The organism is Streptomyces sp. NPDC030809 (assembly GCF_055572195.1).
In genome coordinates, this window is the sequence record NZ_JBVIDV010000015.1 from 164,530 (window position 1) to 180,257 (window position 15,728).

11 protein-coding genes are annotated in these 15,728 nt (G+C 73.2%); 8 read left to right on the plus strand and 3 right to left on the minus strand.

The genetic code is table 11. The features are described from left to right. The first annotated feature begins 3 nt into the window (after nt 1–3). The 4 genes from ACZ407_RS21080 (at nt 4) to ACZ407_RS21095 (ending at nt 3,824) form a co-directional block, all read left to right on the plus strand. Entirely contained in the window at nt 4–1,665 is a 1,662-nt protein-coding gene (locus tag ACZ407_RS21080; protein WP_468130352.1) for a mucoidy inhibitor MuiA family protein, read from the plus strand. A gap of 155 nt (nt 1,666–1,820) precedes the next feature. Continuing rightward, nucleotides 1,821–2,678 carry a sulfite exporter TauE/SafE family protein gene (locus ACZ407_RS21085; protein ID WP_468130354.1) on the plus strand — a complete coding sequence of 286 codons (858 nt, stop codon included), beginning with the start codon at nt 1,821–1,823 and terminating at the stop codon, nt 2,676–2,678. A gap of 112 nt (nt 2,679–2,790) precedes the next feature. Further along, nucleotides 2,791–3,126, plus strand: a complete 336-nt coding sequence (locus ACZ407_RS21090) for a hypothetical protein (RefSeq protein WP_468130356.1) — start codon at nt 2,791–2,793, stop codon at nt 3,124–3,126. 161 nt (nt 3,127–3,287) lie between these two features. Beyond that, nucleotides 3,288–3,824: a heme-binding beta-barrel domain-containing protein gene (locus tag ACZ407_RS21095; protein WP_468130358.1), complete on the plus strand. Its 537-nt coding sequence runs from the start codon at nt 3,288–3,290 to the stop codon at nt 3,822–3,824. Between the two features lie 99 nt (nt 3,825–3,923). Here ACZ407_RS21095 and ACZ407_RS21100 read toward each other — a convergent pair whose 3' ends face one another. The 3 genes from ACZ407_RS21100 to ACZ407_RS21110 form a co-directional block, all read right to left on the minus strand. Beyond that, on the minus strand, nt 3,924–5,273 hold the full coding sequence (locus tag ACZ407_RS21100) for an FAD-binding protein (protein WP_468130360.1): 1,350 nt from the start codon (nt 5,271–5,273) through the stop codon (nt 3,924–3,926). Between the two features lie 109 nt (nt 5,274–5,382). Next, entirely contained in the window at nt 5,383–6,372 is a 990-nt protein-coding gene (locus ACZ407_RS21105) for a 5'-nucleotidase (RefSeq protein WP_468130362.1), read from the minus strand. A 389-nt stretch (nt 6,373–6,761) separates the two neighbouring features. Beyond that, the gene (locus ACZ407_RS21110; protein WP_468130364.1) at nt 6,762–7,220 is read right to left on the minus strand and encodes a subtilase-type protease inhibitor; all 459 of its coding nucleotides are present in this window, start codon (nt 7,218–7,220) and stop codon (nt 6,762–6,764) included. Nucleotides 7,221–7,702: 482 nt separating this feature from the next. Here ACZ407_RS21110 and ACZ407_RS21115 point away from each other — a divergent pair, with 482 nt between their 5' ends. The 4 genes from ACZ407_RS21115 to ACZ407_RS21130 all read left to right on the plus strand — a co-directional run bounded on the left by ACZ407_RS21115 (nt 7,703) and on the right by ACZ407_RS21130 (nt 15,591). Then, entirely contained in the window at nt 7,703–8,800 is a 1,098-nt protein-coding gene (locus ACZ407_RS21115) for a C40 family peptidase (protein ID WP_468130366.1), read from the plus strand. An 881-nt stretch (nt 8,801–9,681) separates the two neighbouring features. Then, a complete protein-coding gene (locus ACZ407_RS21120; protein ID WP_468130368.1) occupies nt 9,682–10,713 on the plus strand; it encodes a sporulation protein in 1,032 nt (343 codons plus the stop codon). Nucleotides 10,714–11,150: 437 nt separating this feature from the next. Continuing rightward, nucleotides 11,151–12,938, plus strand: a complete 1,788-nt coding sequence (locus ACZ407_RS21125) for an IPT/TIG domain-containing protein (protein WP_468130370.1) — start codon at nt 11,151–11,153, stop codon at nt 12,936–12,938. A 325-nt stretch (nt 12,939–13,263) separates the two neighbouring features. Continuing rightward, nucleotides 13,264–15,591, plus strand: a complete 2,328-nt coding sequence (locus tag ACZ407_RS21130) for a DUF7927 domain-containing protein (protein WP_468130372.1) — start codon at nt 13,264–13,266, stop codon at nt 15,589–15,591. Nucleotides 15,592–15,728 lie beyond the last annotated feature (137 nt).

The window sequence follows — 15,728 nt, forward strand, 5'->3', positions numbered from 1 at the left end:
ACCGTGTCCCCGTCCCCGTTCCCGTCCTCCTCCCCGTTCCCGTCCGGGTCCCCATCCGCGTCCGCGGCCCCGTCCCCGTCCTCCGTTCCGGATGCCCCGAGCCCCTCGGACCCGGCACCGGCCCCCGTCCCGCTCCCCGTCACCGCCGTCACCTGCCTGGAGGACCGAGCCCACGTCGAGCGCTCCGCCGTGCTCGACGTGGCGGCCGGGGTGCAGCGGCTGCGCCTGGGACCGGTCAGCGCGCTCGCCGTGGACCGGACCCTCCACGCCGAGCTGACCGCCGCGCACCCGGCGGCCGTCCTGGACGTACGGATCGTCCGTACCTGGACCCCGCGCGGCCCGGTGCCGGACGCCGACGACTCCCTCCTGCGCCGGCGCGTGCACGCCCTCGAAGAGGAGCGGAACGCGCTGGACCGGCAGCGGGACCGGCTGACCGCCCGCCTCGACCTGCTCCGCGGCCTCGCCGCCGACCTGCTGCGCGAGATCGGCGAAGGCGTCGGCCACGGCGAGAGCGAACGGGCGCGCTGGACGGCCGAGCTGGACCGGGTGGACGGCGAACGCGAGACCCACGGCGAACGGCTGCACACCGTCGAATCGGGTATCGCCGCCCTCGACGCCGAACTCGCCGAGACCCGGCGGGCGATGGAACTCTCCGAGGAGCAGCCCGCCGAGCTCGTCGGCCACGTCGAGCTGACCCTCGAATCCGCCGCCGCCGGGCCGGTCGCCCTGCGCCTGAGCCACCTGACCCCGTGCGCGCTGTGGCGGCCCGTCTACCGGGCCGTGCTCGACGGGGACTCCCTGACGCTGGAGACCGACGCCATGGTCTGGCAGCGCACCGGCGAGGACTGGACCGGCGTACGGCTGACCCTCTCCACGGCCCGCTCGGCCCTGGCCACCGATCCGCCGCGGCTGGCCGAAGACCGCCTGACGCTGCGGGACCGGACCGCCGAGGAGCGCCGTACGATCGACGTGGAGCTGCGCGAGGAGGAGACCGCGTCCCTCGGCCCGGCCCGGGTGGTGGGCCTGCCGGGAGTGGACGACGGCGGCGAGACCCGGGTGCTCCACGCCCCCGCGGCGGTGTCCGTGCCGGCCGACGGCCGCGCGCACCGCGTACCCGTCTCCGCGTTCACCACGGCCGCGGGCAGCGAGTACTCCTGCGCGCCCGAACTGTCCCCGCTGGTCACGCAGGTGGTGCGGTTCGACAACCGGTCCGGGCACGCCCTGCTCGCCGGACCCGTGGACCTGGTCCGCGGCGGCGGCTTCGGAGGCCGCGGCACGCTGGACTTCACGGCCCCCGGCGCCGCGGCCGAACTCGCCTTCGGCAGCAGCGACGACTACCGGGTGGTCCGGCACACCGAGGAGACCCGCGACACGGCCGGGCTCACCCAGCGGACGGTCATCACCCGCACCGTCCGGCTCGACGTGTCCCGCTTCTCGGCCCCCGCGGAGGTCGGTGACCGGCGGGTCGTCCTGCGCGAACGCATCCCGGTCGCCGAGGTCGCGGCGGTGGAGGTGCGCCTGCACCGCGACGCCTGCTCACCGGCCCCCGACAGCGTGGACGCCGACGGCATCGCCGAGTGGAGCCTCCCGATCCCGCCCGGCGGCCGCCGCACGGTCACCCTGGTCTACGAACTGTCCGCGAAGTCCAAGGTCGCGGGCCTCTGACGGGGATCCGCCGGCCGGACGGCGCGCGGGCGGGGCGGACGGCCGCGCGGGCACTTGGAGGTCCGGACGAATGCGCGCCCGGAGTCCGGTGCCTTGGCCCGAAGAGGGGGCGGCGCCGTATCCGTACGGGCTCTCCACCGGCGAGGATGCCCGTCATGAGCACGGACCACAGCGTTCCTTCCCTCCGGCCGGCGCACTCGGCGCCGGTCGTCTTCGGTGCCGGGGCCGCCGTCGGCGTCCTCGGCGGGATGATCGGCCTGGGCGGTGCGGAGTTCCGGCTTCCGCTGCTGGTCGGGCTCTTCGGCTTCGCGGCGCTCTCGGCGGTGATCCTCAACAAGGCGATGAGCCTGGTCGTGGTCCTCGTCGCGCTGCCCGCCCGCCTCTCCGCCGTCCCGGCGGCCGCGGTCGCGGCAGAATGGGCCGTCGCAGTCAACCTGCTGGTGGGCAGCGTCCTGGGAGCCTGGGCAGGCGCCTCCTGGGCCGTACGCATGCGCTCCACGACTCTCCACCGGGTGCTGGCCGTGCTGATGGTCGTGATGGCGGCCGCCCTGGTCCTGACCCACGCCACCCCCTTGGGCACGCTCGCGATGCGGCCCGGAGTGCAGGTCCCCGTCGGGGTCGCGGCCGGGTTCGGCATCGGCGTCGTCGCCGCGATCATGGGGGTGGCAGGCGGCGAGCTGCTGATCCCGACGATCGTGCTGGTCTTCGGCGCGGACATCAAGACCGCCGGGAGCCTGTCCCTGCTGGTCTCCCTGCCGACCATGCTGGTCGCGTTCGCGCGCTACAGCCGTGACGGCAGCTTCGCCGTCCTCCGGGGCAACCTGCGCTTCACGGCCACCATGGCGGCGGGCTCCCTCGCCGGGGCCGTCCTCGGCGGGCTGCTCCTGGGCGTGTTCCCCGACCTCCTGCTGATTCCCGTCCTGGCCGTGATCCTGCTCGTCTCCGCGCTCACACTCGCCCGTCACGACCGAGGCGCCGGACGCCCGGCGCCCACGCGCCCGACAGGACATTGAACGTGTTCAAAACCTCTGGCAGGATGAGGCTGCGGACGCGCCCGCCCGCCATGGGCGGGGTCGTCGCGCATGTCTCTGCGTCCGTCCCCTCGCGCCCCCGGAGGCCGCCCTCATGGTCGTCGCCCTGCTCTTCTTCGCCCTCCTGGGCATGATCGCCGTCATCGTGCCCGGGGTCGTGCTCGGATTCGTCCACGTGGTCGCGAGCCGCAAGCTGCCCATGTGGGCCAGGGCGGTGCTGCTCCCGGTGCTCGCCGTGGGCGTGGCGGCCCTCTGGCCGGTCATCGCGGGCACCGGCAACTACTGGTGGCCCGCCGCCGTGCTGCTCACCTTCGCCGCCATGTGCGTCACCGGCGGAACGTTCCTCCTGAGCGAAACCCAGCGGCGGCAGCCCCAGCGGCCCCCGGTGGTCTGGACCGGCGGACACTCCGCCGCAGGGCCCCGCTGGTGAGGAGCGGTCCCGTCGCAGGTCCCCGCTGGTGAGGGGCGATCCCGTCGCAGGTCCCCGCCGGTGGGAAGCGGGCGGGTGGCTGCCCGGAGGTCGCCGGGGCACCCGATAATGGACCGTCGGACGGGCCCCGCCGGGGCCGCGGCGGACGAGGAAGGCCCGACGTGTTCGATCCGGTCCAGGAGACCCCGTACCCCGACACCCACGTCCTCGGCGAGGGTCCGGAACCGCACCCGCAGCTGAAGCCGGTGCTCGACCTCCTGGGCCGCTGGCGCGGCCGCGGGCAGGGCGAATACCCCACCCTGGAGAGCGGCTTCCGCTACGAGCAGGAGATCTCCTTCGGCCACGACGGCCGGCCCTTCCTGCGCTACGAGTCCCGCGCCTGGCTCGTCGACGACACGGGCGCCGCGCTGCGCCCCTCGCACCGGGAGAGCGGCTGGTGGCGGGTGCTGCCCGACGCCTCCCTGGAAGTGGTCCTCGCACAGCCCACCGGCATCGTGGAGACGTACACCGGCGGGGTTTCGGACACCGGCTTCGCACTGGAGACCACCCACGTGACCGGCACCCCCACCGCCAAGGAAGTGCACGGCATGCGCCGCCGGTACGCCCTCGCCGACGGCCGCCTGACCGTCACCCAGGAACTGGCGGCCATGGGCCTCCCCTTCCACCACCACCTGGCGGCGGAACTCCACCGCCTGTGACCCGCGGGGCGGGCCCGTGCCCGCCCCGCCACACGGCCGAGCCGTCCCGCCGTACGGGCCCTTGACGGCCGGTGGGCCCAGCCCCGGCCGCCGGTCCGGTCAGAAGATGCGCTGCCCGGGGGTCAGGATGCCGTCGGGGTCGTACCGGTGGCGGGCGCTCTCGAACTCGCTCCAGAACGCGCCGAAGTGGTGCACCCAGTCCTCGCGCGTCAGCGGCACCGACCCGATCGGGTAGAAGCAGCCGCCCGCCGCGCGGGTGAGGTCGTACTGACGTCGGTTGGCGGCCACCATCTCCTCCGCGGGATCCGCCCCCGGGGAAGCGGTCTTCAGGAGCGAGAACAAGTAGACGAGGTCCCCCTCCGGCAGGACGGGCAGCGGGGTCGTGCACCGCGAGGTGAGGATCGGGTAGAGCAGGATGACGGCGGTCGCGCCGACCGCGTCCCGCTTGAGCCCGGCGAGGGTCTCCGCGACCACGGAGTTCACGGCGGAGGCGGGAAGGAAGGTGTCGATCCAGGGGTGCGGCCGCTGCCACTCGCCGATGGCCGCGAGCGCCTCCACCGCCGGTGCGAGCCGGTCGATGAACTCGAAATAGGGCACGTCCTGCACGTCGAGCGTGCTGTGCCCGAGGTCCTCGGTGAGCCGCGCGTCGTCCGCGGCGGTCCCGTCGTACGCGGCGGCCTCGATCATGAAGGACCAGCCCTCCGGCGTGAGCAGGGCCTGCCCGACGAGGTAGTCGAACCGGCCCTCCCTGATCAGCTTCGTCTGCTGCGCGGTGATCGCCTCGACGGTCGGGTACATCAGGACGTAGTGCCGTACGGTCCGGGGCGCGGGCACCAGGGGGAGGGTGGCGCGGGTGATGATGCCGCACTGCCCGAGACCGCCGAGTGCGGCGCGGAACAGGTCGGGGCGCTCGGCGGCCGAGCAGGTGAGGATCTCGCCCTCGCCGGTGACGACTTCGAGTGCGGTCACGTTGGCGACCTGCGTGCCGTAGCGGCCGATCTGCCCGCCGAGGCCGCCCGCGGACAGGGTGCCGCCGACGGACAGCTCCAGGTAGTCGGTGAACGCGGGCGGGGTGAGCCCCTCGGCCAGCGTGGCGCGCAGCAGCTCGCTCCACCGCACCCCACTGCCGACCACGGCGCTGCCGTCGCGTATCTCGATCGAGTCCAGGGCGCTCAGCTCGACGACGAGCCCGTCCGGCGCCTGGGCCTGCCCGTACGTGGAGTGGCCCTGGCCGCGTCCGGCGACCTGCACCCCGCGGTCCCGGCAGTGGCGCACCATGGCGGCGACGTCCGCGGCCGACCCGGGCCGCAGGACGGCTGCGGGCCGCCGGCGTACGAGCCCCCCGAAGTCGGCCGAAGCCGCCTCCAAGGCGGCCTGATCGAAACGCAGTTCGCCGTGCAGCGGCGGTACGCCGGAGAACGGACGGGGCGTGGCGGCGTCGGGCGTCACACGGACTCCATTTCAACTCGCTTGCGCGGCAACGGCGGTGGCACTGACGGTGCCCCCTCCATGTGATCATGCTTCTGCTGCTGGATCCAGGGTTGGGCTCGCAGCCGGTTCAGCGCGGGCCGGCCGAGGGCGGTGGGGTCGGTGCGGTCGGCGGGATCGGCGGGGTCGGCGCAGCCGTGTTGACGATGCCGAACGGCACGTGGACGCTCGGGGTGGCCGGCGCCGTGCCGTTCAGGTGGGAGACCTGGTCGTCGAAGAAGATGTGGGGATCGAGGGCGCGCATCACGGCGGCCTTGTCCACCCCGCCGAGGAAGAAGGCGTCGTTGACGCGCAGCCCCCATTCCTTGAGGCTCCGTACGGCCCGTTCGTGCGAGGGGGCGTCCCGGGCCGTGACCAGGGACACCCGCAGGCGCGGCTGGTAGGCGGGGTCCGTGCGGCGCTCCTCCTCCTCGCGGTGCTGGATGCGGTTGATGCCGGCGAGGAAGTCCTTCAGGGGGCCGGGGTCGTGCGGGGTGGTCGCGTTGCGGACCTCGTGCGCGCGGAACTCGTCGATGCCGGCGCTCTGGAAGATCCGCTCCGAGGCGTCCCCCGCCAGTACGCCGTCGAAGTCGAAGGCGATGCGCAGCTCCCGGTCGGCGTCGTCGTCGACCCGCTCCGTCTTGAGCACGTGCCCCGCCGGCATCCCGTCGGCCACCGCCTCGCGCACGTCCGTACCGTTGGCCGACAGGAACAGGGACATGTTGAGCGCGCGCATGAACCGGTGGGCCGAGCGGCCCTGCCGGAAGACCGCCCGGCTGATGTGCAGGCCGTGCGCCGCGATGGAACGCATGACGCGGAGCCCCGTGTCCGGGTCGTTGCGCGACAGGATGATCACCTCGACCAGCGGATCGGCGGGATCCGCGAGGTCGTTGAGCGCCAGCAGCCGCCGGACGAAGGGAAACGCCACCCCCTTGTCCAGGACGTCGTCCACGTGGTCCTCCTGGTACTTCCGGTACGCCGCCTCACCCTGCTCCCGGAACACCGCGTCGCAGTCGGTGAGGTCGAACAGGGCGCTGGAAGCGATCCCGACCACGAGCCGGCCGGACAGGTCGTACTTCATCTCGCCCCCTGGAGGCACACGTGCACCATGCGACTGATTATGGTCTTGTCGCACGATCGTCTGCACCGCGACTGAGCCCCGGGCGCGGCGCCGCCGCCCGGCGGGTCCCCCGTGAGCCGCGCGATCCCCCCGTCGGGCGGGGCGGGACATGCGGGTGCCCGCACAGCGGCGCCGGGGGGAGGGGGCGCCGCTGTGCGGGGTGCGGCTTCCTGGGGCCGCCCGTCCGCCAGGAGCGCCGCCGTGGTGTGCAAGGGGGCGGCGCGCGGACGGCTCGTCAGGAGCCGCGGTCGGTGGGCCCGTAGTGGTGGACGGGCGCGGTGCGCAGGTGCGCGCGTGTGCGCGTGTGCGCGTACGTACGGGGTACGGGCTGCCGGTTACGGGTTACCGGGTCAGAAGGAGAAGACGACGCTGCGCGCGAGGGCCGCGTTCATCTTGCAGGCGTTGCCGAAGGTCTGCTGCCAGGAGACGCGCTGCCCCTGCCAGACCCCTTCGATCACAGCCACCCTCGGCTCCCACTCGACCGAGCACAGGCGGTCCCGGTCGTTGAGCAGCAGCTGGTCGAACTCCCCGCGGGAAGCCCGCAGTTTCTCGCAGGCCCGGCGCGGGGTGGGGTGCGTGCCGCGCGCCGTGGGCGTGCAGGTGAGCGTCACCGCCCTGGTGACCGTCGCCTGGGCGGCCTCCTCGCCGACGCCGACGGACAGCACCAGCGCGGAGGGCGCGTACAGGCTCGCAGCGGCGGGCGGGGCAACCGCCGGCTGGGCCTGGGCCGGAGCGGCGACCAGGGCCGCCAGACCGGCGACGGCGGCTGCGCAGGCGAGGGACGGGAAGACCTTCGCGATGTGACGCACCGTGAAATCTCCTTCACTGAGGGGAGTTGGTCGCTTGCGGGGGGAAGTCTGGCCCACGGGACCGGCGGGGGCGAGTCGCCCCACCGGAGTTCGGACATGGCTGCCACGCGCACCCGCCCGAACGGTCGTTTGGGCAGCTCGGCGCGGGGTGGCGGGGCCGCCGTTCCGTGTCAGGAGCCGTGGTCCGGTCCAAGAGTGACCGCGCTGACCTGCGGAAACCCGAGCGGGCCGAGCAAAGCCCGAAAGCCTTTCGGCCGAAACCCGTGCCAGACGAGTGACGGTGCATCAGTCGGCGGCGCTTGAACCCGACCGGCGGAACGGATGTCCGGCCGGTCGGGATGTCCGGCCGGTCCGGATGTCCGGGCATCCGGTTGCCCGGAAGGCCGGTTGGCCCGTTGGCCCGTTGGCCGGTTGTCCGGATCGGCCGCATGGTCGGCCGGTCGGCCGCTGGTACCTCGTCGCCCGCGCAGGACAATCGTCATATGGCTCTCACGAACATCGCGCTCCCCGTCGCCGTCAGTGCCGTCATGGCGCTGGTCCCCCTGTCAGGCGGCCCCGCCGCGGCGGACAGGTCTCCCTCGGAAGCCTCCGCGGCCTGCAAGGGAGCCCGGACCTGCTACGTAGACGTGGCGGTGGCCCAGATCTGGGAGAGCCCCGAGAAGGTGCGCGACGTGGACGCCAAGGCGCTCACGAACCCCGTGGACATCCGCGGCTGGTTCGCCGCCATGGCCCCCGACCTCGACCTGCGCCGGAACGTCGCGGGCGAGACGCAGGCCCTCTACGGCGGCCGGGTCACGGTACTGGAGACGAAGACCAGGAACGGCGTGCTCTGGGACAAGGTCCTGGTCGACGGCCAGCCCACCCCCAGGGCCACGGGCGGCTACCCCGGCTGGGTGCCCGACCGGCAGCTGACGAAGCACCGGAAGAAGGACCCGTACGACACGACGCGGGAGCGCATCACCAGCCCGACCGCCTGGGGCCACCCCTCCCGCGAGGCCCTGCAGTCCGGCTCCCCGGCCACGGGCGGCGGCACGGAGTACTCGTACAACACGGAGTTCGCGGTGAAGCCGGTCCCGGGCGACCCGTCCCTCGTGGAGGCCCGCGCGAACGACGGCAGCCCGGTCTACTTCGAGCGCGAGGACTTCGAGGAGGTCCCGGCGTCCGGGGTGACCGGCGAGGACGTGGTCGCCGAGGCCCGCAAGTTCCTCGGGATCGACTACCTGTGGTCCGGCACGGCCGGGTTCGGCTACGACTGCTCCGGCATGACCAGCCAGGTGTACTCCGCCCTCGGCATCACCATCCCGCGCGACAGCCAACCGCAGTACGACGCCGGCGGGGGCAAGGCGCCGGCCGGATCCGCCGAGGGCGTGCGGATCACCTCCACGGCCGACCTCCGCCCGGGCGACATCGTGGCCTTCGGCAGCAGCACCTCCAACGTCACGCACGTCGGCATCTACGTCGGCCGGGACGAAGAGGGCCGCCCCATGATGATCAACTCCCCCCGCACGGGCGACAAGGTAAGGGAAGAACCCCTGTCAAACCGCCCGTTCGTCGGCGCCACCCGCTTCCTCACCTCCTGACCCGGGCCGGGAGCCCGAGCCCGGACGCAGAACGGCGAGGACGGCCGGCAAGGCGAAGGCGGTCGCCGACACCCAGAGCGGCAGCGCCTCGAAGACCACCGCACCGGCCGGTGCGGCCGCCACCACGAGCAGCCGCGATGCGTGCTGTCCCGCGAGGGAACGGGCGGAATGCGTTGCCCGCCCCGGACCCCGGCCCCCACCCGGTCCCGCACCCACGGCCGCCTCCGGGGCGTTCCGCTGAAACCTGCTCCACATTTTCCACACCGCTCCGCCCGCCTCCGATCTCTGCTCCCGGACTCCTTGCACCCAGGACACCAAAGGCGGCGACGGCGCACAGGGCTCACGAGGGGGGCTCACGGATCGCGCCCCGAGCCCATGCGAACACCCTTGCCATACGCTTGAGTTGAAGCGAACGTGACCGAGCCGGAGGGGCGGCGAAGGGGAGCGTGATGACGACGGGGGCACGAACGGGTACGGGTGCGGGAACGGCGCGAACGGGAACGGCGCGAACGGGAACGGGACGGGCGGGACCGGCGCGCACGGGCAGCGGACGCAAGACGAACATCGACCTGGAGACGCTGATCTCCGAAGCGGGCATCAGCCACAAGAGGCTGGCCCACCGACTCAACCAGATCTCCTCGGCACACGGACTGTCTACCGAGTACACCCACACCTCCGTGGCGAACTGGTGTCGCAGAGGGGTGACCCCGAAATGGCCGGTTCCGCGGTACCTCTGCACTGTGCTCACGGAGAGCCTGGGCCGTCCCGTCGACCTTGCCGACGTCGGGATGGAGTCCGCGCACGGTGACCCTACCGTCGGACTCGGATTCCCGAGGGAGCAGGACCAGGCCCTTGCCGAAGCAACGTCGTATTGGAGTGCCTTGAACCGTCGAGACTTCCTCGCGACGGCACCGTTCGCCGCCGCTGCGTTCTCCGAGCCCGTGACCCGCTGGCTGGTCAGTCCCACCGAGCCCGTGGCGCTGTCGCGCGGCCGCACCACGGTGGAACGGGGGCACATCGAGGAGCTGCGCCAGGCGGCGGACGCGGCACGGGCCTGGGACTCGCGGTTCGGTGGGGCCGCCTGGAAGTCCCAGTCCCTGACCGAGTACCTGTACGAACGGGTCACGCCGCTGCTGCGGGCCAGGTATACCGAGCGCGACGGCCGAGACCTGTTCTCGGTGACGGCGGAGATGGCCCGGCTCGCCGGGTGGACGGCCTTCGACGCCGGGCATCACCACACCGCCCAGCGCCACTACATCCAGGCGCTCCGCCTGGCCAAGGCCGCTGGTGACGTGCATCTCGGTTCCTATGTCCTCACCACCATGGCGATGCAGGCGATGATGCGGGGCTTCCCGTCCCAGGCGATCGACATGGCCCAGGGGGCTTACGAGCGCGTGCCCGGCGCCGACCCCCGGGTGCTGGGGTTCGCGAAGCTGATCGAGGCCCGGGCCCACGCCCGGGCCGGCGATGCCCGCGCCGCGTGCGCCTGCCTGTCCACCGCGGAGCGACTGGGGGAGCAGGGGGCGGCCGAGGGCTCGGGTGAGCGGACCTGGATCGAGTTCTTCAACCGGCAGCGGATCGTCACGGACGCCACAGAGATCTTCCGCGACCTCGGCCGCCCGAAGTCCACCTTCGCCTGGCACGCCCTGGGTTCGATGCCGGGCGACGCGTTCGCGCGGTCCCGCGGGATCCGGCTGTCCGTCCTCGCCACCGCGCACGCCCAGCAAGGGGACTGGGAAGCGGGCCTGCGGCTCGGCCGGGAATCCCTGCACCTGTTCAGGAGGCTCCAGACCGTCCGGGGCGGAGACTACATCAAGATCTTCGCCACCTCCCTCCGCCCGTGGCGCCACGAACGTGCGGTAGCGGCCTACCTCACGGAAGCCCGAGCCTTCGCTGTCCGCCCATCCAGCTGACGCCTCGTGCCGCACGGCCGAGGAGGCCGGTTACGTACGGGAGGGGCTGCTGCGCAGGTGGCAGCAGGTGGGGGAGGAGCGTCGGGACATGTACGTGTACGCCAAGCTCGGTGCCGACGCCGGTGCGAGCGGACATTCGGGTCGCTGAATCGGTCATGAGTTGAATCGAAAGAGACAACTGCGAAGGTTCCGCACAGGGGGCGAGGGTTCGCTGGAACGATGTCGGCGACTCGCGTGCCCGGGCTCCGGGCGGCGGGCTCGGATGGCTGTCGCGGGGGCCCGGATGCCGCCGCGGCGGAGGACGAGGGACGCGCCAGTCGTCGGCGGGGGTGGTTGACGCCGACGGCGCGGGGCGTCCTGTGCGAACGCGACACCGCCGGTTCCCGGGGGCCTCCGCTTCCCGCCGTCGTGCCGCGGCCTTCGAGGGGGGATTCACCGTGTCTGCGCTCACCCGGTTACGCCTGCGCCGCCCGCAGAACCCGTACGGCCTGCACGACCCGCACGACGGGCACCACACCCAAGACCCGCACGCCCCGCACCGCCCGTACCACGCCCACCGCTCACGTCACGCCCACCGGCACCGCCGCCGTACCGCACTGGCCGCCGCCTTCGCGCTCGCCGTCACCGGGCTCGGAGCCCTGAGCGCCGCACCGGCCGCCGCCGTCACACCGGCCGTGATCGCCACCGTGCCGCTCGGCGTGAACCCCGAGAACCTGGCCGTGGCCCCGGACGGCAAGCACGTCTACGTGAGCAACTCCGGCGAGTTCGGCGGGTCTTCCGGCAACACCGTCACCGTGGTGGACACCGCCACCCACACCGTCGGAGCCACCGTTCCCGTCGGCAGCGATCCGGCCGGGCTCGCGGTCACCCCCGACAGCGCACACCTGTACGTGGTCAACCGCGGCGCGGGCACCGTCAGCGTCGTCGACACGGCCGCCAACACGGTCGTGGCCACCGTCACCGGGATCCACGACGCGAGGACGGTCGCCGTGAACCCGGCCGGCACCCAGGCCTACGTCGTCGACTCCGCCAGCCCCAACGGCGCGCTCCGCATCATCGACACCGCCACCAACACCGTGGTCGCATCGGTCCCCGTGGGCCCGTCCCCGCGCGACGTGGCCTTCAGCCCCGACGGGGCGCGCGCCTACGTCACCAACGCCGGCAACAGCACCCTCGGCGTGGTCGACACCGCCACCCTCACCGTGACCGCGAACGTGGCGCTGAGCGCCCAGCCCTTCGCCGTCGCGGTCAACCCCGCCACCGGAGCCGTGTACGCGAGCCACGGCAGGGACGACTCCGTGTCCGTGGTGGACCCGGCCGCGCTCACCGTCGCCGCGAAGGTCACCACCGGCGCCAACCCGGGCGGCGCGGCGGCCGGCCCCGACGGCACGACCGCGTACGTGCCCAACATCGGCAGCAACACCGTGTCCCTGATCGACACGGCCACGAACACCGTGACCGGGAACGCCCCGGTCGGGGGCGGCCCCGTCGACGCCGGGGTCAGCCCGGACGGGGCCCTGCTCTACGTCGTCAACAACACCGCCAAGACCCTCGACGTGCTGAGCGTGGGCACCGCGGCCCCGGCCGTCACCGGCGTCAGCCCCGCCTCCGGCCCGGCCGCGGGCGGCACCGCCGTCACGGTCACCGGCACCCACCTGGCCGGCGCCACCGCCGTCACCTTCGGCGACACCCCCGCCGCCGTCACCTCCTGCACGGCCACCACCTGCACCGTGACCGCCCCCGCGCACGCGCCCGGCACCGTCGACGTACGGGTCACCACGCCCGGCGGCACCAGCCCGGTGACCGAGGCCGGGCGATACGGCTACGTGGAGCCGCCCGCGGACATCGACGTGGACCTCACCACCCAGCCGCACCTCGGCCTCCTGGTGCCCTACCTCGCCTACACCCTGACCGCGCACAACACCGGCCCCGGCGCCGTCACCTCGGCGACGCTGACCGCCACGCTCCCGCCCGGCGCCTCCGCCACCCACCTGTCCGCCGGCTGCACCGGCTCCGCGGCCACGGTCACCTGCACCTACGGGGCCATCGCGGACAAGGCGAGCGCGAGCAAGTCCTTCCGCGTCCCGCTGAGCCTGCTGGCCCTCGGCCCGGTCAAGGTCACCGGGACGCGCACCGCCTCCTCCCCCACCGACCCGAACGGTGCCAACGACTCGGCGTCCGTCACCTGCTCCGCCGTCTCGGTCGTCCTCGTCACCTGCCCCTGACCGGCAAGGGCGGGGCCCCCGAGGGCCCCGCCCCGCCCTGCCCTCGGGCCCCGGGTCCCCGGCGCGCGGCGGCGGACGGCCGCCCCCCTGCCCCGGGCCCGCCGCGGCCCGGGTGAAGAATCACACTTTATGGACCTTATGGGGTCATTTGTGATTCCTGCGCCATGCCGTCCCCGGCGCCCGCTCGTTGCAGTGGTCCGATATGCGGCGTCACGGAGCCGGATCGGGACCGCTGCGGGTACGGGCGACGAGGCGCCGACCGCCCCTCGCACCGACCGCGGCACAGCGTCCCGGGCTCCTTCCTCCTCACCCGTGGAGCAGCTGCATGCGCAAGACGACGTTCCTCAGCAGTGCGGTGGCGGTGGCAGCCCTCGTGGTCTCTGCGATGCCGCTCGCGCACCCCAGCGCCACGGCGGCCCCGGCCGCACGGCCGGGCACCGTGGCCGGCGGGGCTTCCCATACCGCCGCGGCCCCCGCCGCGAAGCCCGGCGCCGCACGCGCCGGCCGCGGCGCGCCGCAGCAGATCGTGCCCGCCACGTGTACCCCGCGCTTCGGCTACGTCCTGGCCAAGCAGGGCCCCGCCGCAGGACGGTCCGTGCAGCGGGTGGCCCTGGCCACCGGCGCGCGCACCGAGATCGGCAGCTTCACGGAGCCGGACGCGGCGAGGAACCTCAACGGTCTCGACATCGCCCCGGGCGGCCAGACCGCGTGGGCCGTGTCCACGGCCCCCGACGCCAACGGCGCGTACACGGTCTACCGGCTGGACCTGAACACCAACGCCACCCAGTCCTTCCCCGGTGCCACGGGCACCACGGGGACCGAGGTCAACCGCGGCGCGATCAACCCGGTCAACGGCTGGTTCTACTACTCCCGGGCACTGCCGGACCGCAGCGGGGACTTCACCCGCCACGCGATCTACGCGTTCGACACCGCCAACAACGTCAACGTCGGCCTGGTGGGCACCGTGAGCACCGCCCCGTTCGCCGGCACCTCCGGAGACCTCGTCTTCGACTCCGCCGGCACCCTCTACCTCCTGCTCTCCGACCCCGACGAGGCGCTGCTGCGCGTCAACGGACCCCTGCCGGCCACGCCGGTCAACGCGCCGCTCACGGCCGACCTCATCGCCGAGCTGCCCGACGCCGCCACCGGTGACCACACCGGCGCCCTGTTCGGCGCCGACGGCTACCTCTACGTCACGCAGGAGAACGGCCTGAGCGCCGGCAACCTGCTCAAGGTGGACCCGAACAGCGGCGCCGTCGCGGCCACCATCCCGATGACCGGTGCTCCCCTCGGCCTCGAACAGCCCCAGGACGCCGGGAACTGCACGTACGGCTCCTCGGTCACCGCGCACAAGGACGTCGCGGGCCGCGTGAGGCCCACCGACCAGTTCACGGTCTCCATCACCGGCGCCGGCATCAGCTCCGGCAACACCGGTACGACCACCGGCACGGACACGGGCGTGCAGGACGGCCCCGGCGAGTCCGCCGGCGCCCTCCCGGCCGTGGTCGGCCGCGCGTACACCTTCAGCGAGTCCGCCTCCGGCACCACCAACCCGGCCGAGTACGCCACCACGTACAAGTGCGTGGACACCGCGCACGGCAACGCGGTGCTCCAGCAGGGCACCGGCACCTCCTTCACGCTCACCGTCCCGGCCTCCGCGAACGCGCAGGGCGTCGCCGCGGACTGCGTCTTCACCAACACGCCCCTCGCGGACCTGGCGGTGGTGAAGTCCGGCCCCGCCTCCGTGGCGGCCGGCGGCCAGGTCACGTACACCATCACCGTCACGAACAACGGGCCCGCGACGGCGGTGAACTGGACCCTGATCGACACCGTCCCGGACGGCCTGGAGAACGCCTCCACCGCCACCCCGGGCTGCCGGATCAGCGGTGGCGTGCTCACCTGCGGCGGCACCGACATCGCCCCCGGCGACAGCCGCACGATCACCTTCACGGGCACCGCGAGCGCCGAGGTCAAGCGGATCAGGAACACGGCCATCGTGGACGCGGACACCGCCGACGCCGTGCCGGGCAACAACACCTCGACCGTCACGACCAAGGTCGACAGGCCGAAGCTGCAGATCGTCAAGAAGCAGCACGGGCACGGCAAGGTCGGCATCGGCGAGACGGTGAAGTACACCATCAAGGTCAAGAACACGGGACAGGCGCCCTTCACGGCCGCCGACCCGGCCCGCATCACCGACAACCTCCACGGGCTCCTCGACGACGCCGACTTCAACGACGACGCCGAGGCCAGCACCGGAGAGGTCGAGTACGAGGAGCCGAACCTGCGGTGGTCCGGGGAGCTGGCGCCCGGTGAGTCCGCGACCATCACCTTCTCCGTGACGGTCAAGTACCGCCCGTACGCGGACCACAAGCTCACCAACAAGGTGGTCTCCAAGTCCTCGGGCAGCAACTGCGGCACCGGCAGCAAGGACCCGAAGTGCCGGACCACCGCGGTGGTCGAAGGCCCCGAAGACAAGGGGGAGGGGCCCAAGAAGCCCCAGGAGAAGCCCCACGGCCCGGGCAAGGGCGACGGCACCGGCAAGACCGCCAAGCCGAAGGCGGACAAGGCCAAGACCAACAAGAAGCCGGCGGCCAAGCCGGTGGCCAAGCCGGTGGCGGGCAAGAAGGCGGCGGGCAGCAGGAAGCCGTGACCGGTCGGCCGGCGCGATGACCGGCGGCGGTCCGGGGTGGCGGCCGGAGGGCCCTCCGCCGGCACCCCCCCACACCGACCACCCCGCGGGGGTAACCAGGGAAGAGTGTAAGAGAGGCATGTCAGAACAAGGTTGCC

Coding starts and splice junctions, on each gene's coding strand:
- ACZ407_RS21085 (WP_468130354.1), top strand. CDS start 1,821: ATGAGCACGGACCACAGCGTTCCTTCCCTCCGGCCGGCGCACTCGGCG.
- ACZ407_RS21090 (WP_468130356.1), top strand. CDS start 2,791: ATGGTCGTCGCCCTGCTCTTCTTCGCCCTCCTGGGCATGATCGCCGTC.
- ACZ407_RS21105 (WP_468130362.1), bottom strand. CDS start 6,372: ATGAAGTACGACCTGTCCGGCCGGCTCGTGGTCGGGATCGCTTCCAGC.
- ACZ407_RS21115 (WP_468130366.1), top strand. CDS start 7,703: ATGGCTCTCACGAACATCGCGCTCCCCGTCGCCGTCAGTGCCGTCATG.
- ACZ407_RS21130 (WP_468130372.1), top strand. CDS start 13,264: ATGCGCAAGACGACGTTCCTCAGCAGTGCGGTGGCGGTGGCAGCCCTC.